Source organism: Photobacterium angustum, from assembly GCF_003026365.1.
GTDB classification, from domain to species: domain Bacteria; phylum Pseudomonadota; class Gammaproteobacteria; order Enterobacterales; family Vibrionaceae; genus Photobacterium; species Photobacterium angustum.
In genome coordinates this window covers 117,044-141,199 of sequence record NZ_PYOM01000006.1, presented here as the reverse complement: position 1 = coordinate 141,199, position 24,156 = coordinate 117,044, and the positions used below count along the sequence as shown (strand labels likewise).

Sequence of the window (24,156 nt, the reverse complement as noted above, 5' to 3'; positions counted from 1 at the left end):
GTAATTACTTACATTGACCATACATAGAAGAGCTGAGACTTCATTCGAATTATGATCCCACGTACCACATCTAAGAAACCTAAGAAGCTAATCGGCTTTTCTGCGCTGATCCAACCGATACCGACCGAGCCAACTGGAATATCATAACCTTCCGTTTCAAGTACTTTCAGGCGGACGAAGTGATGTTTATTAGCCATATTCGCCCCCGTTGTTTGGCGCACATTGGTTTCTCGACCAATCAAGTTACCTTGTGATTCACCCGTTGCTTCAACAATACCTTCCACTTCTGCGTTGAACACCTTTCCAGGGTAAACCGCCGTTGCAAATTCAGCCAGTTGTCCCACTTTTACATTACGGATAGCTTGATGGTTAACTCGCATTAATACGTATTTTTCATCGGTATACATTTGCATGCGAGGTACAGAGCCTACAAACTGCCCTTCACGCATAATAAAGTTTGTTACATAACCATCTGCAGGTGCATACACTTTAGTATGATCTAAATCCCATTGTGCTTTTGCTACATTTTCATGCTGTGTATCAACATCAACTTCACGGCTATTAACGGCTAAACGTGACTTTTCTAATGCCAACTTCGCTTTCCTAACTGATATTTTTGCTTTTTCAATTTGTGAAGCAAGCATCACCTTTTGTGACTTAGCAACTTCTACAGCTGTCCGCTGCTCGTCTAATTTACTTTGCGTAATCGTATGTTGTACTACTTTATTTTGCTTAATATAGCGATTTAGCATTGCTTGCTTTAATTTATAATCTTCATTCGCTGCAACAAGCTGATTTTGCGCGATCTCAATATCTTTATCTGCAGCGTGATAACTCGCTTGTGCCATATCAACATCTTCTTTAGCAATATCTAAAGCCACTTCTGCTGATGCTAAACTTGCTTGGGCTTTATTAAGCGCAATACGATAGGGTTCCGTATCAAGCTCATACACTAAATCTCCTTCTTTCACCTGACTATTCGGTGTAACGTGAATAGCCTTAACATGGCCATTAATTGTTGTTGCGGCAGGCCTTAACTGAATATGGGGTGACTGTACTAATGAGCCCCCAGATAAATCCATCGGTGCGAATGTAATTAACCCGTACCATACAAACACTAGCCAACTACCACCGCCAATATACGCAAAAGCCTTAGTAAACTTATTCCATGGCATGCCAACTAAACGGAGCAGATAAATAAATAATGCCCATACAGCTAAACCTTCAAGCATTTGTCTGCTCCTCTTTCGTTTGTACCGTTAAAGATGAATCATTATCTACACCATTCGATTTTGTATTAGGACTATCGCCATGCCAGATATCACGTAATCGCTTCAGTGCTTGCTCTCCATCAACGAACGCAATAATCACTGCAAGTACCCATACCCAATGCCAGATGAAACCTATCCAGGTTAACGCTGTAATTAATCCTATTTGGTGATGTTGACTACTTGATGCTTTATGAATAGGTAATTCATGAAGTTTCCAAAAACCAATGCCAATCGCTGCAATCGTGCCAATCATGACAACGCCTGCAACAATATGTAATACCGTATCTATATTCGTGCCAGTGAAAGGCATGCTAAATAAACTCATTAAATTCTCCGATTAATTTAGTCTTTATTCTTATTTAACGGATTAGCGTTATTAATTGAGTTCATTGTGAGTAATTTTCTGTATTGAGAAACAAAAGCAGATTGAAAACATCATTTATAGCTATTGTTTGATATATTCTATCCATTACATGCTTTTTATCGGCCTGCTAACATGTTAGATATTGCTTTTATAAGAACCTTATTTATCAAGCCTCTCAATAGTGCACTCCTAAAGCACTACGACCTTTCATTCAGCCAGCTTGAAGTGCCAGATCTGTTACTTAAAGAAAACATGTCGCTGATTCCTTTTAATGATTATTTAGCTTGGTTAGAACGTATAGAGCAACTTACCGGTGACTCCGCTTATATGGTAAAGCTGGCTAAAGAGATAACATTTGAACAAATGGGAGGATTAGGTGAATGGTATTTAAGTTGCCCCGATTTGCCATTAGCACTGCGGCGAATCAACTATGGTTTATCATGCTTGCAAAGCGGTGCGTCTTACCACAGCGAACTTTCGGGCAATATCTTAAAATGGACTTATCACAACCCTTACTCTAAAGGACGAGGAGGGCTGCATGATAATTTACGGGTAGCGATATTATTTGTTCAAACAATTCGTGAGTATTTGGGGAACGACTTTACTCCATTAAAAATCAGACTAAATACTACTGAAACACACAACTCAGCTATCAATGATTATTTTCAATGCCCTATTCGTTGGAACGCATCTTCAACCCAAGTTTGGCTCCCTATGTCAGTTTTGGAGCACGTCGATAATCGTATTCTTAAATTCAAGAAACCCATGCTAATGTCAAATTTACAACTTGATGATTTTTTGAACATGCCACAACCGACTGATACCGCAAAATTGATGTTTGAGTTGATCAATTATTCACGCTATTACCAGTATCCTAATCTCGATTTTATTGCCCAACGTTTAGATTTATCAAAACAACAGCTGCAACGACGATTGTACCGCTTTGGCTGGACATTCACCGATACCACTAACTATGTATTATGTAATGTTGCAATAAAGTACATGCAACGCGGGCTGCCAATAGCAGAGATCGCTGCGAATTTAAGTTATAAAAATGTCCAAAGCTTTAACAAAGCCTTTCAGAGAAACCGAGGGGTAACGCCAATACAATATCAGCAGCGTTTACTAGAAAAACAATAATCGCAAATAGCAGAAACAAAAAAACGTTAAACAACTCAGTTGGTTAACGTTTTTTCGGTTTTAATCATTAATTTTAAGCGACAGCTTGTGCGGTTATATCTGTGTCATCTGCTGTAGCGTTAATTACTTTATCTCGAATTGTCGACATCAACACGATAGGTCCCATCATATTGACACGCAATGGTGTTCCGCCTAAACCATAGTGTATTTCAGAAGAATCAGATGATGAGTAGTTATATTTGTAGTTAAATTTATCGCACGCCATATGCAACAAATCAAAATCTTTACGATGACAAGAAATATAAGCACGCCAATACATTGCATCAATGATCTCTTCAGGCTGCTCAGCCCGAATGATGAAACGCCAACTACCATCTTCCCCATAAAAATCGAGAGGAAAAACTTTCCTTACCTTTCTTTTCTTCAACAAATTAAACCTTCCCACAACCCTTCGTAGAAAAAGATAGCTTTACAAACTGGCCACCTTTTAAGAATAGCTTCTCATTTTAAAGATACGAATTATTTTAAATTTTATTTTTATCAGTACAAACTACGCAGGAAATTATGCAAGGATTTACCAAGAATGGAAGCGAAAAGTTTATAAAAAGTATTACTTTGATAGAAAATCAGACTATTTTTATCTTAATTTATCTTCATAAATACACATTTATTTACATTTATAGGGTTGTTTTTAAAAATTTGCTTCCTATAATGTTGAAAACCGGAGCGTCTGCCAACGCTCCGGTTTTTTTGTGCGCGCTCATAAAGCGAAAATGTTTACCTGCCAGTAAAAATTTCGTTGAGCAGCATTCGACAAGATAAGTTTAAGGAATAACCATGCGTATCGAACAAGACTTGAAATTGGGCTTTAAAGATGTACTGTTTCGTCCAAAACGTTCAACCTTAAAAAGTCGCTCTCAAGTTGAATTAACCCGCGATTTTACATTCAAACATAGTGGTCGTCAATGGTCTGGTGTACCCATTATTGCTGCAAACATGGACTCTGTTGGTAGCTTTGAAATGGTTAAGTCCTTATCAAAACACAATGTGATGACAGCAGTTCATAAACACTACACTGTTGAACAATGGGCTGACTTTATTAACAACAACGACGCCTCTGTTCTGAATAATGCCATGGTTTCTACTGGCACTTCTGACGCTGATTTCCAAAAAACCAAAGACATCATGGCAATGACAGATGATTTGATCTTCATTTGTATTGATATTGCCAATGGTTACTCTGAACACCTTGTTGAGTATGTTGAAAAAGTACGTGCTGAATTTCCAGATAAAGTGATCAGTGCTGGTAACGTTGTTACAGGTGATATGGTTGAAGAACTGATTCTTGCAGGTGCTGATATTGTTAAAGTGGGTATTGGCCCGGGCTCTGTATGTACAACACGTGTAAAAACGGGTGTTGGCTATCCTCAACTATCCGCCATCATTGAGTGTGCAGATGCTGCGCATGGTCTTGGTGGTCGTATCATCGGTGATGGTGGCTGTTCATGTGCTGGCGACGTAGCAAAAGCCTTCGGTGGCGGTGCTGATTTCGTTATGCTTGGTGGTATGTTAGCGGCGCACGATGAAAGCGGCGGCGAGCTTATCGAGCAAGATGGCAAAACATTCATGAAGTTCTACGGTATGTCGAGCCAAAGTGCAATGGACAAGCACTCAGGTGGCGTGGCGAAGTATCGTGCAGCAGAAGGTAAAACTGTATTGCTTCCTTACCGTGGTCCTGTTGAAAATACAATCCAAGATATTATGGGTGGTGTTCGTTCAACATGTACTTATGTTGGCGCTGCACAGCTTAAAGAGCTAACTAAGCGTACAACATTTATTCGTGTGCAAGAGCAAGAAAACAACGTATTTGGTAAAGAGTAAGTTATTGATTAAATATTGATGTTGTTACTAGCATAAATTGATATTGCCTTTTTCTTCGCGGCTTCCGTGTTTGAAGAAGGCTTTATTCTTTACCATAGTTCTTCATTAACACCCTAACGTTAGTATAGAAAACACCTCTCTAAATAACACCAACCACCGCCCCACTGATTATCAGCTCAGAATAACCTTCCTGAATCAACACTGAATAAACTATTTGCCTAACTTATCTTAGTGCAAATCTAATGTTGCAATAGCGCAAGTTGCTGACTTGGGTTGTCAGGCGTAATATCCGCTCACCATTATTTAAGAGGACACCGTTTTGAACATACCCAGTCGATACTGGATTGAGATTTTTTCCTGTTAAGCTGTCCTCCCTTTTTATGACATGTGAGTTGACAGTACTTAGCTGCCAACATGCACCACCTCTTATTTTCGTGCCTCTGTTTAAAATCTTATTACGCCAGTTTTCTATTGGTAGAAGTTGTATTCATTGAACTTCAAATCATGCTTTAAAGTGTTGTCTATTATTTGAGATATAAAACATGCTGAACGCCTTTAAATTAAACGATTTCCGTTTACAACGTTTAGATTTGGAAGCACAAGATCCCATTTCATCTGCATTATGGGTTGATCTTATCGAACCCAATGAAGAAGAACGAGATCGCGTTCAACTAGAGTTAGGTCAAGAGTTAGCAACTCGCCCTGAACTTGAAGATATTGAGGCTAGCGCGCGTTTTTTTGAAGATGAAGACGGTCTTCATATTCACTCATTCTTCTATTATGAAGATGCTGAAGATTATGCCAATAACTCAACAGTGGCTTTTACCATCCGTGATGGTCGCTTATTTACCTTACGTGAGCGTGAATTACCTGCATTTCGTCTTTACCGAATGCGAGCACGTACTCAACATTTACAACAAGGTAACGCTTATGAATTGCTGTTAGATCTATTTGAAACAAAAATTGAGCAACTGGCTGATGTTATTGAAGACATTTACAGCGCATTAGAGTCAATTGGTAAAGTCATTTTAGGTGGTAAACCGGGCGAACACTTCGACAAGGCCTTATCTAATCTTGCAGAGCAAGAAGACGCTGGATGGAAAATCCGCTTATGTTTAATGGACACCCAACGTGCACTAAGCTTTTTAGTTCGAAAAGCCCGTTTACCTGCTAGTGAACTTGAACAGGCACGTGAAGTATTACGCGATATTGAATCATTATTGCCACACAATGAGTCTCTGTTCCAAAAGGTTAACTTCCTAATGGATGCAGCTATGGGTTTTATTAATATCGAGCAAAACCGTATCATTAAAATTTTCTCTGTTGTGTCTGTCGTATTCCTCCCACCAACACTGGTTGCATCAAGCTATGGAATGAACTTTGAGTTTATGCCGGAACTTCATTGGAAATTAGGTTACCCCTATGCTCTATTGCTGATGGTGTTAGCAGCTCTTGCGCCTTATCTTTACTTCAAACGTAAAGGTTGGTTATAGCAAGTTAACCTGAATATAACTATAACGAAAACACTAGCCCTCAGTGCCTCTTTCATTGTGGGCTTTTTTATATCTTTTAAAATATAACAATTATGAGTTATTAAAAACTAAATTTCACTTACCAATAAACCTTACTTATTATATTTAATTAATAATCAAATATTGCTGTTATAAGCCGTAATCAACTTAATTTATTCATATATCTTTCACTTTTATATCTGAATATAACTTGAATGAAATTATGTAACTTTAATTTAGTTGATAAAAAAGGTTTACATTATTCTTATCCATACTATTATGACCAGCGTAAACAGCAAGACACATTAATTACTATTAACTAAAGATATTTTAGGAGAAAAAGATGAAAACACTTTCAACTCCTCTACAGCCTCCTTGTAGATACTAAAATAACTTCCCCCTTTTATAACTGCTTTACAGCATTGTATTAATCCATTGAAAAAATGGAGTTTCATCATGGTTCGTTACCTTTCATTACAACCACCACCCATAAAAAAAGACTAGCTTTATGCGATGTCATATTTTCTAATTGATATTCAATACCTTAAATAAAATTTAAGCATCTGTTGTCGACTGTAATAAATATGACTCATTACTAAGCAGTTTTCATCTTTAAAATATATTTTCGTTTTCAACCTAAATATTCATTATATTGTAATATTCTTTTTATAATTGATATTACTCATACTATATCCATGATATTTATGGAGGACTTTTCATGTCCTTAGCATTACAAAAGCAGCTTAAAAACAATAAGCCTTTTATTTTCTCACTCAATAGTAAAGATATTATTACTTTTACTATTTTTATTATCGCTATTACTCTTTATAAGCATGGTTGGCATGATATGCACCATTCTTTAGATCAATTTCAACCAGAAGTTAAAGGGTCTTTATCTCAGTTACCTTACGATATGTTACGTACCACAATGCGGCTTGTAATTGGTATGTTCTTTTCTTTTATATTTGCTATCACAGCAGGTGTTGCTGCCGCTAAAAATAAACATTTAGAACGAATAATTCTACCTTTTATCAATATTATGGAATCAGTACCTTTACTTGGATTTATTACTTTTTCCACGATTATATTTATCAACTTATTTCCAAACAGTGTGATGGGATTAGAGGCCGCTGCTATTTTTGGTGTTTTCACAGGACAAGCTTGGAATATGGCGTTAGTGGTCTATCAAACACTTAGGATCGTTCCTAAAGAGATCCAAGAAGCAGCGCAACTATTTAACCTCTCACCTTGGCAAAAGTTTTGGCGAGTCGAATTTCCATATACTATTCCTGGATTAATTTGGAATGCGATGGTCTCTCAATCAGCAGCATGGTTTGCTATTGTCGCTGCTGAAATTATTCCACTATCAGGTAAAGATATGCCTTTACATGGCGTAGGAACGTTTATTCAAATTGCTCTAAATAATGCTGATGTGAAAATGATTATTTGGGCTGTGCTCGCCATAATCATAAACATTATGGTTTTCGATCAACTATTTTTCCGTCCGTTAGTTCGTTGGTCTGAAAAGTTTAAATATGAATCGGTAAAAACTCATAAACACAATACTTCATGGTTTTACAACGTATTAAGCGACACTTTATTGCTAAAGCGCATTATTCGCCCTATCAAAAATACAGCAGAAATATTTGTAAATGGTGGTCGCCGCTATTTACCAACTAGGAGCAGCTACGCTTTACCAAAAACATTAAAACTATTTTCGGTGATATCGTGGTATGCAATTGTGCTGTATTTTTGTACAACATGGTCTTATGAATTATGGCATTACGTACCTAAAAATGAAATTTTGTCCATGGTTCCACTAATGACAAAAACAACATTACGCGTATTAGCGGCAATGTTATTAAGCTTAGTTATTGGCGTACCTGTCGGTGTTTGGATTGGTTTGAGCCCTAAAGCAACTCGTATCGCGCAGCCTATTATTCAAATAGGCTCAGCATTACCACCAAATATCTTTTTTCCATTGGTTACTATTGCATTAATGGCAACCAATACATCATTAAACTTATGGACCATCCCATTGATTATGATGGGGACAACTTGGTATGTACTTTTTAATGTTATTGCTGGCGTTACAACTTTACCGCAAGAAATGATTGAACTAGCAAAACTCTTTAAGTTAACAGGCCGAACATGGTGGTTACGTTTTATGCTGCCAGCAATATTTCCTTATATTCTAACCGGAGTGATCAGCGCCGCAGGTGGGGCTTGGAACTCAGCAATCTGTGCTGAACTATTGCAATGGGGAGTATCGACCGTCCATACCTCAGGGCTTGGCTTCTATATCTCTAAAGCCACAATAGATAATGCATTACCACAGGCAGCACTAGGCTGTGTGGCCATGTCTGTATTAGTTGGCTTGTGTATCGTATTTATATGGAATCCACTTTATAAGTTAACAGAGCGCAAATACAAAATATCCTAACGCCATGCTAACCAGAACTTATAACTCAAAAAATTAAAGGCTTACTATGACTCAATCAACACTTTCACTTAACAAGCACAACTTCTCAAATGATACAGAGATGATGACCTTAAACGGGATCACGCACACTTTTACACAAGGTACAGAGCAAAAAACAGTGCTCAGCAACATTAACTTAAATTTGTATGAAGATCAGATCGTTGCAATTATTGGTCGCTCAGGTACAGGTAAATCAACACTACTTCGAATCATAGCTGGACTAATTACCCCTTCGTTAGGGAGTGTCCATTATTGTAATGTGCCAATGATAGGCCCTGTTGGTGATATTTCTATGGTTTTTCAGAGTTATGCTTTATTACCTTGGCTTACGGTTAAAGAAAATGTGGCATTTGGGCTTGAAGCTCAAGGAATGTCACCTGCACTTCGCCATAAAAAAGCCATTGAAGCCATCAAAATGATTGGGTTAGAAGCTGAGGTTGAAAACTTACCAAGTGCTTTATCTGGCGGAATGAAACAACGTGTAGGCATCGCAAGAGCACTTGTTGTAGAGCCAGAAATTCTGTTAATGGATGAACCTTTTTCATCTCTTGATATGTTCACAGCAACACGTCTTAGAGATGATATTATTTCATTGTGGGACTCAAATAACCTTAAAACTAAAAGCATTGTAATGGTAACCCATAATATTGATGAAGCAATCACAATGGCTGATCGTATCATTGTTATGAGTAGTAACCCTGGGCGCATTCAGAGCGATATTAGTATTGATCAGTCACGACCAAGAAACCTAAATGATAAAGCTTTAAGCGCCTTAAAAGCAGAAATCGTCGAACAATTAATGCACAACGAATGAACAATTTGTAACGAAAGACAAAAGCTCGTAAAGACAAGGATCTTACGAGCTTTTTAACCTATTTTTCTACCTTAAACAGCACTTGTCGAGCAGGGGTTTTCAATAAAATTGCTTGCTGTTGCAATCTTGATTGAATGAGTTCGCACATTTGTTTTTTGACATCATCAGAAGGCATTACATCATAAACACAAGTAACCGTTAAACTGCCTGGAAAATCTTGGTAATTCACTTTATGCGTTAACCATTGAAAACCTTGATCTTGTTCTTGAGCAAGGTGACATACCTGAGTTAATACCGAGACAATAGTATTATCTCGTTTTTTATCAGTTTTTCGCATTACTACATCCGTAAATTAAAAATGCCCTAGTTATTTTCCGATATAACTAAGGCACAGTGTCAGATTTTGAAAATAATATTATAAACAGCTATACATCAAAACACGGCGCATCATAATCATAACCTTCATCACTGTAAGCGGTGACAATGGCATCTTCGACTAATCCAGCTGGATCTTTAACTTGGCTATTAAAGAAATGTTGAATTTGTTTACGTCGACCATGAGCGGCCCAAGATTCAGCATCTTGCCAGATTTCATTAAAAACAATCGGATAATCATTTCGAGTTGCACTTGGATGATCAATCTGACGCGTCAACATATATTGAATACAACCTTCTTCACGGTATGAATCCGGCTCTAATGATTTTAACACATTAAATAATTCAGCTTCTTTCCCTGCTTTTGGTTTAAATTGAGCAAGTACATATACTCGGCTTGTCATTATTATTCTCCTTCTTGTGCCATATTGATGATGCATATCGATAAGTTGCAAATTTTAACGTATCAATGTTTACAAAGATACTTGTTAAATCTTTGTTATTTTTATTTTATTATCTCAATACCAGTAATATAAAAAAAGCGACCCCGAGGGATCGCTTTATTACTGCATTAACTCTTTAACGTTAGCTATTAAGCTGTTGCTTCAGTTATTGCGGCTTGTTCTTTTTCTTTCATCAGGTCATTGAAAGCAACACGTGCTTCCTGTGCTTGTGCTGATGCTTCAAGCTTGGTTTCTTTCGCTGCCATCGCTTCTGTGGTTAGGCGGTGTAACTCTTCTGCTAATTCAGCAGGAACTTCACCCATATCCGCGCCACTATCACCACGGGCTAATGCTTCAGCTCGAATAGTTTTCTTAATTTTCCAGATTGCATTCAGTGCATCACGCTCAGCATCTGCCGCTTCAATCGCAACATCTTTTAATTGCTCAAACTTCGCTAGCGCCATACCTTCTTTTGACCATGGGTCAACATCCGGTAAATCTTCGATGTTAATAACAGGATCTTCGTAGCCTTCTTGGTGACTCAAGTCTAATGTTGCAGCTTTAACGGCTGAAATCATTAGCATTACAGTAATGAACAGTAATGGTAAACCACCTACAATCGCCGCAGTCTGAAGCGTTGCTAGCCCCCCCATGAACATCAATACCGATGGCATGAACGACATTGCAAAAGCCCAGAATAAACGGTTCCAACGCATTGGTTCTTCAGTTACATCATTCTGTACTACAGATGCCAGAATATACGAGATTGAGTCAAACGTTGTTGCTGTAAAGATCAAACACAGCAATGTAAACACGGTAATAACAAGCGTACTAAATGGTAGCTGCTCAAGAATAGAGAAGATTGCTTTAGTCGCGCCCTCTGCATTCAAGATTGAAACCACATCTAACTGGCCTGATAACTGTAGCGATAAACCAAAGTTACCAAGTACCATGAAGAATAGGAAACAGCCCATAGAACCGAAGAAGATAGAGCCTGCAACCATTTGTTTAATTGTACGACCACGAGAGATACGCGCAATAAACAGACCCATACTTGGTGCAAATACTAACCACCATGCCCAGTAGAAGATTGTCCAATCTTGTGGGAAGTGAGTATCTTCAAACGAACCGTAACCACCAAAAGGTTCTGCCCATGTTGCCATAACAAAGAAGTTAGACAGCATGCGACCTAGAGAATCTAAGCCCGTTTCAAGCATGAAAATGGTAGGGCCAACAGCAAGGATAAACGCAAGTAAACCTAACGCACCCCAGAAGTTGATATTACTTAGGATCTTAATCCCTTTTTCCATACCCGCATAAGCAGAGTAACCAAAAATTACAGTACAGATTAGTAGTACGAAAATTTGTGTTTCTGTATTTTTTGGCGTGCCGAATAAATAGTTAGCACCTTCAGTAATAAGAGGAGCGGCTAAACCTAATGTCGTTGCACCACCACCCAATAGACCAAAAATGAAAAGAACATCGATAACTTTACCAGTCCAACCGTAGCTACGCGCTTCACCAATAACAGGCATTAGTGCTGCAGAAACTTTTAATACAGGCTGCTTACGAACATAGAAGAAATAAGCAATTGGCACAGCCGGTACAAGGTAAATAGCCCACGCAACAGGTCCCCAGTGGAATACACCATAAGTAGCAGCCCAGCGAACCGCTTCTTCACTTCCTGGTGTTAATTGGAAAGGCGGACTTTGATAGTAGTAAGCCCACTCAATAGCACCCCAATAAAGGATACTTGCACCAATACCACCACAAAATAGCATTGCAGCCCATGAAGCGGTTTTAAATTCAGGCTCTTCGTCTGCATCACCCAATTTAATTTGGCCAATATCAGAGAAGATAATGTAAACCATAAAAAATACAGCAGCCAAACCTAACGCTAGATATAAGAAACCTAGTTTATCTGTCATGAATGTTTTTGCTGTCGCAATCCAGATTGCCCCTTCTTTAGGAAAAAGGATCAGTGGAACAACCACCGAGATCAACATTGCTAGTGCGCCAAAGAATGTTGGCTTATCGATCAACTTAAAGTTTTTTTGTATTGTGTTCACTATGTTTCCTTACTGCTACACATAGTCCGTAAAAGTAAAACTAATGTTCATCTTTTAACAACAACAACACAAACAGAAAACTTAATTGAGGCTATAAGTTTTTTTTATCAATTCTGTTTTTATTCATTTTCTGAGCACTAACCTGCATATATATTAAAAAACAGGCAATAACACGTTACTGAATTAACATTTTGATACAATTGAGGGGTATTACTTCCCTCCTCACATCTCCTTTCTCTTCCAAAAAAACGTACTCTTATAAGTGACTATTAATAATCTATAACTGGTCAGCTCATAAATATCCCTAAAAAAAGCGAAGCCTTTTCGGGCTTCGCTTCATAAATGATGATTAAGCTAAATCAAATAATGAGGTCATTGATAAGTATTTACTTTCACCTTCTTTTTTGGGCTGCTTAACTTTATATCGAGCCAGATCAACCCCTTTTATGCTTTGATCTTTAAAGACGGAATACTGCACTGTTTTATCTGTGTTTTTGCGCAATACCATTGGGTAACTTTGCTTACTTTTATATTGGCTTTCAATAATAGAGCATAATGATAGATAGCCTTTTTTAGATAAAGCGCGATCAAAACTTTTTTCTATTCTTGCCGACAAAATATCTGACGAACTCATATATTTCTAACTTATCAAATGAAACAAAGCCTATATCATGTAGATATAGGCTTCTCTTTTAGTTGAGGTTACAGCTTACGCCAAACACCCCATTCACCCGTTGTTCCAGGCTCTTCGCCTTTAGTGTACCAACCGGCTTTCCAACTTGAACCGTTGTGGGTTGCAACATCGTTCTCATTATAAACTTGAGTTGCTGACCAAGCGCCAACTTCAGGTGTTTCACCCTCACCTAGTACAACTTTCCATACTTCTGATTTACCTGGTTCATCACCTGTTGTCCACCAGCCGGCTTTCCATGTTTTACCGGCATGTGTTACTTCATCACCAGCTAAGTAAGTTGCAGATTTATTCCAACTACCTTCTGGTAATTCAGGATCAACAGGTGGAACTGGTGGTAATGGTTCAAGTTCAGCAAAGATACTTACTGCAAATGCGTAATCTTTCTCTGATACCCAAACTTTATTGGCATGCACATTCGAAGTATCAAACTCGTATTTACCTGAAGTTTGATTCCATACTCCAACAAATAGTTTTTCTGAATTTAAAGCATTAATTTCAGTCGCTAGTGTTTCAATCCATGTAGATTGGTTAGCTGCAGTGATCACTAAACGGTGATCAAACACTTCAGCGCCTGTTACTGGTGCCATTAGACGGAAACGTACTGTTTCACCAACAGCTGGAGTTTGGTAACCAACAGGAACAAAGTAACCAGGAATTGCATTCATGTCACCACCAACAACTGGTGGAGGCGTTACTTCACCTTCATTGTCAGATTGCTTAATAATAACATCACTACAGTTGTAAAAACCTTCACCCACAGGATCAATACGCTGCCAACGAGAATAAAGTACAGCATCACCTGAACGATCAGTTGGAAGCTTCACTTTAAAGTTATACGTTTTATATGGTGAACCAGCATTTGGCATCACATTACCAACCGTATCAACGAGCTCTAGATCATCCCAGTTTAAAGGTTTTGAAAAATCGTGACCGGGTTTGGTTAAGTAAAATTCCCAATAAGATGGGTTATGTGCCGCGGTTGCAGTCCACACAAAATCGAACTCACCATTTTCATCAAGGATCAGTTCTGTTTTTTGCCAGTGCTGAGAAGGAATATCTAAACCATCCTTTTTAGTATCACCACCGGCACATAACAAACCATTCGGAACAGAAACTTTTACAGCTTCAATATTCTTATAATCTGTAGTGTTTGCAGCGTTTTCATTCTTCTGTGTAAATGGCCAACCACCATTTTCAGCAAATAACTTACGACACGCTAAGTTTGGTGCTTGACCGCCCCAGTAGTTACCGTCAGCATCACAAATAACAGTTCGAGCAGGTGGAAACTCTGCCCAACCGTGAGCATTTGCAGTACCAATTGCAGCAACGTTAGCTAGAGCAAATGCTACAGATAAAGATAGTTGTTTTAATTTAGATGACATTATTTTCTCTCAATAAATGTGTCGTGATCTAAGTTTTTTAAAATCTACATCACTATTCTTTGACCACTGTGTTAATCCATTTTTATGGTTCTTTTTATACAGTGAAAGCGAAAGAACTCATTCCTTCCGCTGCTGCATTTTATAAATCATAGAACAAGAAACGTATAATAAACAAAATTAATCAATACGATAAAATTACAAACAAGAACAACTCAAACAATTGTTTTTAAACAATTAACCTCATCACAAATACGTTGAAAGTATACTTTTTGTTACATTTAAAAATGTTGATTTGACATATATTTCAAAAATAAACGTCACACATCACCATTATTAAAATAAAAAAGATTAAAATTAAGAATATATTATTCCAGCGTCAAAAAACCAACTCTAAATATGTCAATATAACGACAACCGATAATTAAAAAATGTTTTAAGATTACAAGCAACCTATTATTTAATCGTCAGTTTTATTTTAAACATTAATTTATTAAGGGTTTTACTACACTACAGATGAAAAATCATTTACAACGAATATATGAGAGGTCAATGCTCAAATCACACAATAGATGATAATGATTTTCATTAAAGATTGGTTGTCAGTTTTAGCATATCTTTTCGTGGCGAATTTCACCTTCTAACTAAGCAACAACGAATAAGATATAACTAATGACTTAATGACAGTTGAAGTGAGTGAATGCTCGTATTGGCTCTCCTGAACTTTGTTCACAAAACAAACGTTATTTTATGCTTACACTTCGTCATCTTCGCATTCTAGATAAAATAGCGTTCAATATTTAGCGTGTTTCATTTCTATATTTACAATTACTGTTTTTGTATTTTATTAATTTTAAAAAATGAGATTTAGTTTCAAATATAACGCTTTATTTTTCGTGCCTTATTTAAAAACTTAAGTACAATAGGTTCTAATATTTCTTTTATTTCAGAATCAAATTACATGATTGATATTCTTTTAAACCTACGTTCACTGCGTGCACAAGCACGTGAAATGTCAGTTGCAGATCTTCAAGAAGGCCTACAGAAATTCACTCAAGTTGTTGAAGAACGACGTGAGGAAGAAGAAGCGGCAAATGCTATAAACAAAGAGCAAGAAGCCAAGCTTCAAAAATACCGTGACATGCTTGAAGCTGAAGGTATTACTGCAGAAGAGCTTGTAGCACTTTTAGGTGATGCACCAAAAGCAAAGAAAAAACGCGCTGCTCGACCTGCTAAATATAAGTTTACTGATGAAAACGGCGAAGAAAAAACATGGACAGGCCAAGGCCGTACCCCAAAAGTACTGCAACAACTGCTAGATAATGGCGCACAACTTTCTGAGTTCGAAATTTAATTTCGTGACATTAAGTGAAAAGTCGCTAATAAATAGCGACTTTTACTTCTTCCTAATATTCACTGTTAATACCTCCCCCTCTACTTATCTTTTTATATTGTCTGTTTTTTTATTGTTCTCTAGCACCCATATAATAATAGTAATAGATATTGACAATAATATAAAAAAACAAATGATCTCAAAATGTTACGTTATAATAATATAGAGACACATAGATACAGTTATACCTAAGCGAGCTTAAGTTGCAAACTCTTGTTACGGATTTGCATCAAAGAAATCAACCCATGTAATCGTAGGTTATTTTCAAGTTGCTTGGGTCTAGACGTTTTACTTAATCTATTTATTACTCCAAAAAGATAATCGTTGCTGCTTTTCTAAACATAGAAGGAGGTAAGACTATGATTCTTGGCGTACCTAAAGAGATCAAGCCCCACGAGTATCGTGTTGGTATGACACCAACCGCAGTAAAAGAGCTCACAGCCTACGGGCATCATGTCTATATAGAAACCCTAGCAGGTACTGGTATTGGCTTTAACGACCAAGACTATGTTGACGCTGGCGGCTTTATTTCACCAACAGCTGAACATGTTTTTTCTACTGCTGAAATGATCATTAAAGTAAAAGAGCCTCAAATCAGTGAGCGTAAACTATTACATGAGGGACAAGTTCTTTTTACTTACCTTCACTTAGCCCCTGATCTCGAACAAGCTAAAGACTTAATCAAATCTAAAGCTATTTGTATTGCTTATGAAACAGTCACTGATCATAACAATAAACTTCCCCTGCTTGCTCCAATGTCTGAAGTCGCTGGGAGAATGTCTATTCAAGCAGGAGCATTTGCATTAGAAAAATCACGCGGTGGACAAGGTATTTTATTAGGTGGTGTTCCCGGTGTTAATGCGGCAAATGTTGTAATCATTGGTGGAGGCGTCGTCGGCAGTAACGCAGCTCAAATGGCAATTGGCTTAAAAGCTAATGTCACTATTATAGACCGCGATATCAATGTATTACGCCAATTGGATATACAATTTGGAGGTAAAATTAATACAATCTATGCGACGAATACTGCAATAGAAGATCATGTAATTAGGGCAGATCTTGTTATTGGAAGCGTACTTATTGCAGGCGCTGCGGCACCTAAACTGATCACAAAAGCAATGATAGAAAAAATGAAGCCTGGATCTGCCATTGTTGATGTTGCTATTGACCAAGGTGGCTGTGTAGAAACATCGCATCCAACAACACATGATGATCCTACTTATATTATTGATGACGTTGTACATTATTGTGTCGCTAATATGCCAGGCGCCGTTGCCCGTACCTCAACCGTTGCTTTAAATAACGCAACACTGCCTTATATTGTTGCGTTAGCAAATAAAGGCTATAAACAAGCTCTTCTCGATGATAAACATCTACGTGATGGACTCAATATCTATCAGGGCGATATAACCTGTAAAAACGTTGCACTATCACTTCACCTCCCTTACATAGAAGCAGAGAAAAAGCTGAATGAATAAAGTTCGTCGATATAAAAAGCCACTTATAAAAACTATTATCAGTTTAGATAAGTGGCTTTTCATTTAATCTCAATTAACGTGCATTTGTTGGTGCAACAAGTTCTGCTTTACCAATAACATGAGCAAGAATGTTGTAACCCGCTAATGCAGGTGATGCGTTCTCAGGTAATTTAATCTTCGCCGTATTTAATGCATATACTGTAATTTCATAATTGTGTGGTTTTGCATTAGGTGGAGGGCATGCACCACCAAAACCTTTGAAGCCAAAATCATTGGTTACCATACTTGCGCCTTTCGGCAACGCTTTTCCGCCAACAGCACCCGCACCCGCCGCTAAACTATGCACATCTGCAGGAATGTTAATAACACTCCAATGCCACCAGCCACTTCCTGTTGGCGCATCGGGATCATACATAGTAACAGCGAAGCTTTTTGTTCCAGCAGGAACATCTTTCCATGTTAAATGTGGCGATACATTCTTACCTGTACAGCCCCATTGATTAAACAATTGCTGATTTTGTAATGTTTTATCATTGGTAATATCGTGGCTAGTTAGTACCATCGCTTGTGACATAAATGCAGGAACTGCTAGAAGTACGGCTGCGACTACTTGTTTGATCTTCATCATTTTTTCTCATCAATATAGAATAAATAACGTTCTAGCAGTATAAAAGCACTCTAAATTGGTATACTGCCAAACGTATTTTGTTTTTTAAAATTATGTTCTTAAACAATTAATTCTACAAACTCATAAAAATACGTTGTAAATTGAGAAAAAATAACCTGAAGGTATCTCTATGCGGGTCATCCCACCAATAAAAGCCATTATCTATTTTGAAGCCGCAGCAAGACTACAAAGCTTTAAATTAGCCGCAGAGGAATTATGTGTAACACCTAGTGCTGTAAGTCATCAGATCAACACACTTGAAGATTTTATCGAACAAAAATTATTTCAACGACACAACCGCAGTATTACTCTGACTAATGCAGGACTTCGCTACTTTAGCCGCACGACTATTATTTTAAATGAGTTAGAACAGGCGACGACCGATCTCGGTATCTCTAAAAATCAAAAGTTAACCATCGCGATACCACCAACATTATTAAATAAATGGCTTTTACCACTTATTAATATACGACAGTTATCTCAGCAAGGGATCTCGCTCAACTTTATTGATACATTAGAAACGCTCGATTTCGGTAAAGAGAATATAGATATTGCGATTCGATATGGATTAGAACCACCAGAGCACCATGAATATGATGTCTTATTTAAAGAAAAGATGGTTGCAGTTTGTACCCCTGATTATATTCCTTCATCTAAAGTAAAACTCACCGAGCAACTACTAAGTGAAATCACATTGATAGAAACGACTAATCGTCTAATTCAATGGGATCTTGTTTTACACAACATGAAGATCAAACCGAACAAAAATCAGAGCAAAGTTTTTTTCCAGAATTCAATTCAAGCCATAGAGGCGGCTTGTAACGGTTTAGGCATTGCTTTTGTTAATAGAATCTTAGTCCAAAAGCAACTCAATGATGGTACCTTGGTTGAGCGACTCAATATCGTTTACATTAACGATAAAATGCCAACGTATTATCTCGTATGCCCTCAAGAAAATAAAAATAATTCATCTACAACTTTGTTATACAATTCCATTTTACAACTATCTAAAATCAAATAAAAACGGATGAGCATTGTATCTTCATCCGTTTATTCCTAAAGCAAACTTAATCCTGTTTTAATTGACTATCTGTTAATGCCGTATCATCAGCGATAGCATCTAGTAATCGCTGTAAAGACTCTAGTGATTGCTCAAGACTTCCTGAATGCTCTTGAACAATTACGTCTATTTGTTGTTGATAGTCAGATAAATGGCGCATAATCCCTCACATTTAGATTAGTATTTTTCATTTAACACTTCATCACGAGCACGAGACCAGCCATTAGCATAACAAACCGCTATTTTGGCTTCTTTGTCAGATTTAATCATTGATGCATCTGCATTAAGTTTTACTTGTAACTTTTGACATTGGGTATCGATAGCATTTTTATAATGCTCACCTTGACCTGATAAATTGTAAACTTGATCTTTTGCTGTTGCTTCAGCTTGTTGATAGCAGTGAATCAAACCTTGCTCATCAAAATTTTGGTTTTCAATACATGATTGAACCACAATCGAGTTACCAGATATCTCAGCTGCATTAGCATAAGAAAAACATAAAGAAGATAACAGCGCGACTGATAGAGACACTTTTTTAATTAATGATGACATGTTTATAAACTCAATATTTATTTTTTTTATAATACGACGATATATACTGCAATAACATATAATCAGAAAAAAAAAAGTAATATAAAAATAATATTACGTTTTTCGATTACTCAGTTTAGATATAAAGCCAATCACTTTAAAGATATAACACTCGACATTTAAATATTACAGAAATGTTACAATTAATCCTTTGCATTTTATTAACCTTTATATTTATATGCTTAACAATGCATTCACGGATTGATTGCAACCCTGCATTTCTTTTATTAAGGACAATAAAATGGAAACGACAAGTTTTGAAGTGGATGTAGTACGCCTATACCTTAATGATATTTCAAATAAACCTTTACTTAATAAAGATGATGAGATTCAATATAGCCGTAAGTCTTTAACTGGTGATCTTACTTCAAAAAAAGTTCTTATTGAATCTAATTTAAGGCTTGTTGTTAGCATTGCAAAAAAATATCGGGCTTCTAATCTCTCATTAAATGATCTTATCGATGAAGGTAACATTGGTTTAATGACTGCCGTTGAAAAATTCGATCCTGAAAAAGGGTTTCGTTTCTCCACTTATGCTTCATGGTGGATTAAACAAACCATTGAAAGAGCTATTCACAATCAAAATAGAACGATACGTTTACCAGTCCATATCTCCAAAGAAATCAATACATTACTTCGTACTCATCGTGAGCTAATGAAGCTAAATAATAATGAACCTACTCACGAAGATATTGCGCAAGCACTCAACAAAGAAAGTAAAGAAATATCAGCCTTATTCTCTAATGAAGTTAATGTCGTTTCACTCGATCAAACTATTGGTGATACTGAAAAATCACACACCATTGCTTATTTAGTGGCGGATGAACAAATAACATCGCCGAGTGCGGAAGTAGATAATGATGACATGGTAAAAATCACGAACTTGATACTAAATAGTATTAATGGAAGAGATAGAGAGATCATCTGTCGTCGTTTTGGTTTGATGGGCTACGAGCCTCATACATTACAAGAAGTTGCCGATGCTGTTGGACTAACAAGAGAACGTATACGTCAACTTCAAATAAAATCCTTAAGTAGTTTAAAACGTTCACTGGCACGAGAAAATTATGATTTAGAAATCTTATTCTCAAATATGGCTTAAAAAATAAATCAAGGTTATCTACTGTGAAAATTTTCTAAGGGTGACAAATATAAACTTTCAACAAACAATTAAATTCAGAGATAAATAAGCTTTTAGCCCAAATAGCTTACAACTATTAACGCTTTTTTTAACACTCTTCGGGTCGGGGTTATTGATGGTCATCAATAATATTTTGACATAAAAAACCTCGTCATTTCTGACGAGGTTTAAAATGTGGCGGAGAGATAGGGATTTGAACCCTAGATACGCTATAAACGTATGCCGGTTTTCAAGACCGGTGCTTTCAACCACTCAGCCATCTCTCCATTCTGCGAATACTACTCACTATTTTTAGTTATGTAAATAAATAGCCGTTTAACTGCTTAAGAAAGAAACAAAAACGTCTATTTCACTAAATCACTTACCTATCACAACGTTACTCATCAACAATTCTGATCATTTCTACACAGTAATGCTGCATAACTGACAATTGCGTCGCTGAATGAAGGGAATATCATTAAAAGCAATCGTGCAGTTATCTCGCACATTTTCTTAGCGTAAAGGAAGCATTGCTATGCCAACTGACACTACTTTTGATAATTCAGAGTTACTTCATTCACTCATTTCTCGGCAATCGTTGCTTGCGAATAACCGAATTCAATATATTGCTTATGCGGCAGCACTCGCTACACAAAATAGTACTGTGCTACAACGTATCAAACAGCAAGTTGGTGATATTAATAGCTTACAATTCGCCGATATTAAACATGCCGTCATGCGTATGGCAATGACGAATAATTACTATATGGCAATTCAAAACTTACATTTATCCAATATAAAACAAAGTAATGCGTTAGAGCTCAAACCATTACATAGTTTGGATATCGATGATGAAACAGCTTACTACTATGCTTGTATTGCAGCCTGTATGGTAAACCAAGGCTACAGTTGTTTAGATGGACATGTTGAGTTATTACGGTCACTAAATGAGTCTGATGATGCTATAAATGCAGCTCTACGTTTAACCGCATCAATTATGGCAATGGCTCAAGCGGATTTTATTAGCCAATATGCTCAATGCTAAAAAGATTAAGCATTAAAAATAATAACTATTTTTAATGCTTTTCTTTTCAAGAAGCTTCCACGATGATATTTCATAGTCTAACGATCTTTATCGTAGACTCATAATAAAGTTAGCGCTACGGTTACAAACATCCACCTATCCGCTAAATTTCCATTATCTTCTAACCTTATTTATTGGTTAAGCAACTTTAGCCTCATTCCATTCATAATTTTTCACATAACGTCTTAAAATAAAAAAACTGTCCACATTATGATGTTTATTGTCCCCATATTATTATTCGTTAATATTTCAAAGCTATAAAATACACTGTTCTAAATGTTCAATCGGAAGCTATTTAACTTATGTTATTACAAAAAATAAAGAACAAAATTAAAATCCCAATTTCAATAACATTTATTTTTATAATAGTAACGTCGACATTAACCGCATGTGGCGGTGGTAATGACAGCAATACAGATCCAGTTAAAAAGCAGCTAAAAAAAATCACAATCGAGCGTACCTTTACAGAGCTCGATGGCTTAAACGCGAATGAAGCTTAATCTAATATAACGTTTGAATTAAAAGCTATTGGTCATTATAGCGACGGTAGTTCAGATAATATTACCGCATCAACCCAATGGATTAGTAGTGATCCTACTATTGCTAGCTTTAAAAATTCTTCACTATTACATACAAATAAAATAGGTAAAATCAATGTTACAGCAAAAGCAAATAACATAACTGCGGTTTGGCCTCTTTCTATTTTAGAACCTGTCGCTGTTACCATTACACCAAGCTTAAAATCTGCGGATTTTGATAACACCCAAATGACTTTCGTTCCCAGAGGGACATCGATAACATTAGATACAATTGTTGAATGGAGTGATAACTCAAAACGTAATGGTAATAATTATGTTTCATGGATGCTAAATGATACAAGCTTTGCTCAAGATTTGTCTGAAGACAATCGTTTTAGAGCTGTAGGTAACTTTGGCGAAATCACTTCTTTAACAGCATCTATTCATGGCGTCAGTAGCAATGTTATTTCATTAGAAGTCAGCGATGCTACATTAAAAAACATCACCATAAAATCAACAAACACATCACAATCTAGTGATGTATTATATGGTACAAGTCGTGGATTTACGGCTATTGGTACTTATCAGATTGATAGCGTAACTACTAAAGATATTAACATTACAAATGATGTCGAGTGGATTTCAGATGCGCCTAACATCTTCTATAATATCAATAATAGTAATATTTTCACGGCTTACAGCACTACTGCAAATAGTAAAGCGACTATCTCTGCAAAAATGATTAATATTAAAAGTAATCAACAGGAACTAACGATTGCTGATGCTTTATTAGATTCTATTGAGATTGTGGGGCCGGATAAATCAGACACCTTGATTAATGGTGTAGAAGCGTCATTTTCAGCTATAGGCCATTATACATCAGCAATTTCAGACAGCATTACAGGCTTACACATTACTGCAGATTTAACATCATTTGTTTCATGGTCAAGCTCAGATCAAACCATTCTAAAACAAACTGGATACAATACTTTTCTCCCTCAGAGGAATTTTAAGACAGCCCTAATTACAGCAGAAGTTACTGATAATAATTCTTCAACTGCAAAAAGATTTAATATTAAGCCAGGAACATTAACTAACATTACAATTTCTGAAATACATCAGTATCCATTATCTGTACCTTTAAAGCGAACTCGCATTTTCAAAGCTATGGGGGATTATATTACGGAAGAATCAAGTGACGTGATCTCTTTAGATATAACGAATAATGTTAATTGGCATTTAGATCAAGAACAGGCTCCAAATTCTTTTGTTCAAGCAGGAAACATTGTTATTGCACAGTTACTAACTAATACTCCTGTAACCATATATGCTACCAGTACAAATAAAAGTAAAATAACCAGTAACAAAGAAGCCCTGACCAGCATCTATGTACAAAAAGAATTTTCGGTAATGGGTATTACTTTTAGCTTATCTGAACTCATGCTTGACGTGAATAACCCCCAATTCGTTAATGAAAAGGAAACAAACTGGGGCGTTGGTACGTGGCAACAATCTAATATTAGTTGCCAAGGTTTAGAAAAAAGGCTAGCAACTGAACATGAATTAAATATACTTCAAACCACTATAGATGATCTTAAAGAAGCTTATGGTTGGCCTATATATGCCGCTAATTATTGGACAAGTACGGTTCCCAGTACAAAGACAAATACACACATAAGTAAAGATTTAACTCATACTGGTGAAAGCTATACCGAAGAAGATGCAACCTTTAATTTTAGTGTTTGCGTACCTGAAACGAATTAAAATATCTCTTCATCTGTGATCACTACAGGTAACCAGTTGGAATAAACTAACTGGTTTT

The 24,156-nt window shown here is 36.7% G+C and carries 23 protein-coding genes and 1 tRNA gene; 11 read left to right on the top strand and 13 right to left on the bottom strand.

The features are described 5' to 3' along the window. Window positions 1-8: 8 nt before the first annotated feature. Window positions 9-1,232, bottom strand: a complete 1,224-nt coding sequence (locus CTN01_RS08130; protein WP_045149953.1) for an HlyD family secretion protein — start codon at window positions 1,230-1,232, stop codon at window positions 9-11. Then, window positions 1,225-1,596 (bottom strand): MFS transporter, encoded by a 372-nt coding sequence (locus tag CTN01_RS08125; protein WP_045149954.1) that lies wholly within the window; start codon window positions 1,594-1,596, stop codon window positions 1,225-1,227. Before CTN01_RS08125 ends, CTN01_RS08130 begins: the two co-directional genes overlap by 8 nt. Window positions 1,597-1,767: 171 nt before the next feature. On the opposite strand from CTN01_RS08125, the gene CTN01_RS08120 reads away from it, so the two are divergent. Further along, window positions 1,768-2,775 carry an AraC family transcriptional regulator gene (locus CTN01_RS08120; RefSeq protein WP_045149955.1) on the top strand — a complete coding sequence of 336 codons (1,008 nt, stop codon included), beginning with the start codon at window positions 1,768-1,770 and terminating at the stop codon, window positions 2,773-2,775. A gap of 73 nt (window positions 2,776-2,848) precedes the next feature. On the opposite strand, the gene CTN01_RS08115 is transcribed toward CTN01_RS08120, so the two are convergent. Next, window positions 2,849-3,202: a hypothetical protein gene (locus CTN01_RS08115; RefSeq protein WP_045128010.1), complete on the bottom strand. Its 354-nt coding sequence runs from the start codon at window positions 3,200-3,202 to the stop codon at window positions 2,849-2,851. A gap of 410 nt (window positions 3,203-3,612) precedes the next feature. Between CTN01_RS08115 and CTN01_RS08105 the strand changes: the two genes are divergently transcribed. The 4 genes from CTN01_RS08105 to CTN01_RS08090 all read left to right on the top strand — a co-directional run bounded on the left by CTN01_RS08105 (window position 3,613) and on the right by CTN01_RS08090 (window position 9,463). Next, window positions 3,613-4,656: a GMP reductase gene (locus CTN01_RS08105; RefSeq protein ID WP_045082497.1), complete on the top strand. Its 1,044-nt coding sequence runs from the start codon at window positions 3,613-3,615 to the stop codon at window positions 4,654-4,656. Window positions 4,657-5,198: 542 nt separating this feature from the next. Beyond that, window positions 5,199-6,149: a magnesium/cobalt transporter CorA gene (corA, locus tag CTN01_RS08100; RefSeq protein ID WP_005364138.1), complete on the top strand. Its 951-nt coding sequence runs from the start codon at window positions 5,199-5,201 to the stop codon at window positions 6,147-6,149. A 736-nt stretch (window positions 6,150-6,885) separates the two neighbouring features. Next, window positions 6,886-8,610 carry an ABC transporter permease subunit gene (locus tag CTN01_RS08095; RefSeq protein WP_045149957.1) on the top strand — a complete coding sequence of 575 codons (1,725 nt, stop codon included), beginning with the start codon at window positions 6,886-6,888 and terminating at the stop codon, window positions 8,608-8,610. A gap of 46 nt (window positions 8,611-8,656) precedes the next feature. Further along, the gene (locus CTN01_RS08090) at window positions 8,657-9,463 is read left to right on the top strand and encodes an ABC transporter ATP-binding protein (RefSeq protein WP_045149958.1); all 807 of its coding nucleotides are present in this window, start codon (window positions 8,657-8,659) and stop codon (window positions 9,461-9,463) included. 58 nt (window positions 9,464-9,521) lie between these two features. Here CTN01_RS08090 and CTN01_RS08085 read toward each other — a convergent pair whose 3' ends face one another. From CTN01_RS08085 to CTN01_RS08065, 5 genes are all read right to left on the bottom strand, one after another. Next, entirely contained in the window at window positions 9,522-9,800 is a 279-nt protein-coding gene (locus CTN01_RS08085; protein WP_045149959.1) for a hypothetical protein, read from the bottom strand. An 88-nt stretch (window positions 9,801-9,888) separates the two neighbouring features. Further along, window positions 9,889-10,242: a putative quinol monooxygenase gene (locus tag CTN01_RS08080; protein ID WP_005364132.1), complete on the bottom strand. Its 354-nt coding sequence runs from the start codon at window positions 10,240-10,242 to the stop codon at window positions 9,889-9,891. A 188-nt stretch (window positions 10,243-10,430) separates the two neighbouring features. Continuing rightward, window positions 10,431-12,341, bottom strand: coding sequence for a BCCT family transporter (locus tag CTN01_RS08075; protein ID WP_045128101.1), 1,911 nt, complete (start codon window positions 12,339-12,341; stop codon window positions 10,431-10,433). A 358-nt stretch (window positions 12,342-12,699) separates the two neighbouring features. Then, window positions 12,700-12,984, bottom strand: coding sequence for a hypothetical protein (locus CTN01_RS08070; RefSeq protein ID WP_107342132.1), 285 nt, complete (start codon window positions 12,982-12,984; stop codon window positions 12,700-12,702). Between the two features lie 68 nt (window positions 12,985-13,052). Then, entirely contained in the window at window positions 13,053-14,426 is a 1,374-nt protein-coding gene (locus CTN01_RS08065) for a lytic polysaccharide monooxygenase (RefSeq protein WP_045149962.1), read from the bottom strand. A gap of 958 nt (window positions 14,427-15,384) precedes the next feature. On the opposite strand from CTN01_RS08065, the gene CTN01_RS08060 reads away from it, so the two are divergent. Both CTN01_RS08060 and ald read left to right on the top strand, forming a co-directional pair. Then, window positions 15,385-15,777 (top strand): H-NS histone family protein, encoded by a 393-nt coding sequence (locus CTN01_RS08060; protein ID WP_045149963.1) that lies wholly within the window; start codon window positions 15,385-15,387, stop codon window positions 15,775-15,777. Window positions 15,778-16,175: 398 nt separating this feature from the next. Continuing rightward, entirely contained in the window at window positions 16,176-17,294 is a 1,119-nt protein-coding gene (ald, locus tag CTN01_RS08055; protein WP_045149964.1) for an alanine dehydrogenase, read from the top strand. Window positions 17,295-17,367: 73 nt separating this feature from the next. On the opposite strand, the gene CTN01_RS08050 is transcribed toward ald, so the two are convergent. Beyond that, window positions 17,368-17,919: a YbhB/YbcL family Raf kinase inhibitor-like protein gene (locus CTN01_RS08050; protein ID WP_425259202.1), complete on the bottom strand. Its 552-nt coding sequence runs from the start codon at window positions 17,917-17,919 to the stop codon at window positions 17,368-17,370. Between the two features lie 172 nt (window positions 17,920-18,091). Between CTN01_RS08050 and CTN01_RS08045 the strand changes: the two genes are divergently transcribed. Continuing rightward, window positions 18,092-18,982 (top strand): LysR substrate-binding domain-containing protein, encoded by an 891-nt coding sequence (locus tag CTN01_RS08045; RefSeq protein ID WP_045149968.1) that lies wholly within the window; start codon window positions 18,092-18,094, stop codon window positions 18,980-18,982. 46 nt (window positions 18,983-19,028) lie between these two features. Here the strand turns inward: CTN01_RS08045 and CTN01_RS22755 are convergent, their stop codons facing one another. Both CTN01_RS22755 and CTN01_RS08040 read right to left on the bottom strand, forming a co-directional pair. Continuing rightward, window positions 19,029-19,181, bottom strand: a complete 153-nt coding sequence (locus tag CTN01_RS22755; protein WP_005364124.1) for a hypothetical protein — start codon at window positions 19,179-19,181, stop codon at window positions 19,029-19,031. Window positions 19,182-19,198: 17 nt separating this feature from the next. Continuing rightward, entirely contained in the window at window positions 19,199-19,573 is a 375-nt protein-coding gene (locus tag CTN01_RS08040) for a hypothetical protein (RefSeq protein ID WP_045149969.1), read from the bottom strand. Between the two features lie 280 nt (window positions 19,574-19,853). Here CTN01_RS08040 and rpoS point away from each other — a divergent pair, with 280 nt between their 5' ends. Beyond that, window positions 19,854-20,714 carry an RNA polymerase sigma factor RpoS gene (rpoS, locus tag CTN01_RS08035; protein ID WP_052666696.1) on the top strand — a complete coding sequence of 287 codons (861 nt, stop codon included), beginning with the start codon at window positions 19,854-19,856 and terminating at the stop codon, window positions 20,712-20,714. Window positions 20,715-20,928: 214 nt separating this feature from the next. Here the strand turns inward: rpoS and CTN01_RS08030 are convergent. Further along, a tRNA-Ser gene (locus CTN01_RS08030) sits at window positions 20,929-21,019 on the bottom strand. A 248-nt stretch (window positions 21,020-21,267) separates the two neighbouring features. Between CTN01_RS08030 and CTN01_RS08025 the strand changes: the two genes are divergently transcribed. Next, window positions 21,268-21,777: a hypothetical protein gene (locus CTN01_RS08025; protein ID WP_045149973.1), complete on the top strand. Its 510-nt coding sequence runs from the start codon at window positions 21,268-21,270 to the stop codon at window positions 21,775-21,777. 574 nt (window positions 21,778-22,351) lie between these two features. Here the strand turns inward: CTN01_RS08025 and CTN01_RS23005 are convergent. Next, the gene (locus CTN01_RS23005) at window positions 22,352-22,579 is read right to left on the bottom strand and encodes a hypothetical protein (protein ID WP_244156092.1); all 228 of its coding nucleotides are present in this window, start codon (window positions 22,577-22,579) and stop codon (window positions 22,352-22,354) included. A 4-nt stretch (window positions 22,580-22,583) separates the two neighbouring features. Between CTN01_RS23005 and CTN01_RS08020 the strand changes: the two genes are divergently transcribed. Further along, window positions 22,584-24,098 (top strand): adhesion domain-containing protein, encoded by a 1,515-nt coding sequence (locus CTN01_RS08020; RefSeq protein ID WP_244156093.1) that lies wholly within the window; start codon window positions 22,584-22,586, stop codon window positions 24,096-24,098. Window positions 24,099-24,156: the final 58 nt, after the last annotated feature.

Coding starts and splice junctions, on each gene's coding strand:
- CTN01_RS08025 (WP_045149973.1), top strand. CDS start 21,268: ATGCCAACTGACACTACTTTTGATAATTCAGAGTTACTTCATTCACTC.
- CTN01_RS08125 (WP_045149954.1), bottom strand. CDS start 1,596: ATGAGTTTATTTAGCATGCCTTTCACTGGCACGAATATAGATACGGTA.
- CTN01_RS08120 (WP_045149955.1), top strand. CDS start 1,768: ATGTTAGATATTGCTTTTATAAGAACCTTATTTATCAAGCCTCTCAAT.
- CTN01_RS08020 (WP_244156093.1), top strand. CDS start 22,584: ATGACTTTCGTTCCCAGAGGGACATCGATAACATTAGATACAATTGTT.
- CTN01_RS22755 (WP_005364124.1), bottom strand. CDS start 19,181: ATGCGCCATTTATCTGACTATCAACAACAAATAGACGTAATTGTTCAA.
- ald (WP_045149964.1), top strand. CDS start 16,176: ATGATTCTTGGCGTACCTAAAGAGATCAAGCCCCACGAGTATCGTGTT.
- CTN01_RS08085 (WP_045149959.1), bottom strand. CDS start 9,800: ATGCGAAAAACTGATAAAAAACGAGATAATACTATTGTCTCGGTATTA.
- CTN01_RS08130 (WP_045149953.1), bottom strand. CDS start 1,232: ATGCTTGAAGGTTTAGCTGTATGGGCATTATTTATTTATCTGCTCCGT.
- CTN01_RS08080 (WP_005364132.1), bottom strand. CDS start 10,242: ATGACAAGCCGAGTATATGTACTTGCTCAATTTAAACCAAAAGCAGGG.
- CTN01_RS08070 (WP_107342132.1), bottom strand. CDS start 12,984: ATGAGTTCGTCAGATATTTTGTCGGCAAGAATAGAAAAAAGTTTTGAT.
- corA (WP_005364138.1), top strand. CDS start 5,199: ATGCTGAACGCCTTTAAATTAAACGATTTCCGTTTACAACGTTTAGAT.
- CTN01_RS08050 (WP_425259202.1), bottom strand. CDS start 17,919: ATGAAGATCAAACAAGTAGTCGCAGCCGTACTTCTAGCAGTTCCTGCA.
- CTN01_RS08090 (WP_045149958.1), top strand. CDS start 8,657: ATGACTCAATCAACACTTTCACTTAACAAGCACAACTTCTCAAATGAT.
- CTN01_RS08060 (WP_045149963.1), top strand. CDS start 15,385: ATGATTGATATTCTTTTAAACCTACGTTCACTGCGTGCACAAGCACGT.
- CTN01_RS08105 (WP_045082497.1), top strand. CDS start 3,613: ATGCGTATCGAACAAGACTTGAAATTGGGCTTTAAAGATGTACTGTTT.
- CTN01_RS08040 (WP_045149969.1), bottom strand. CDS start 19,573: ATGTCATCATTAATTAAAAAAGTGTCTCTATCAGTCGCGCTGTTATCT.
- CTN01_RS08045 (WP_045149968.1), top strand. CDS start 18,092: ATGCGGGTCATCCCACCAATAAAAGCCATTATCTATTTTGAAGCCGCA.
- CTN01_RS08065 (WP_045149962.1), bottom strand. CDS start 14,426: ATGTCATCTAAATTAAAACAACTATCTTTATCTGTAGCATTTGCTCTA.
- CTN01_RS08095 (WP_045149957.1), top strand. CDS start 6,886: ATGTCCTTAGCATTACAAAAGCAGCTTAAAAACAATAAGCCTTTTATT.
- rpoS (WP_052666696.1), top strand. CDS start 19,854: ATGGAAACGACAAGTTTTGAAGTGGATGTAGTACGCCTATACCTTAAT.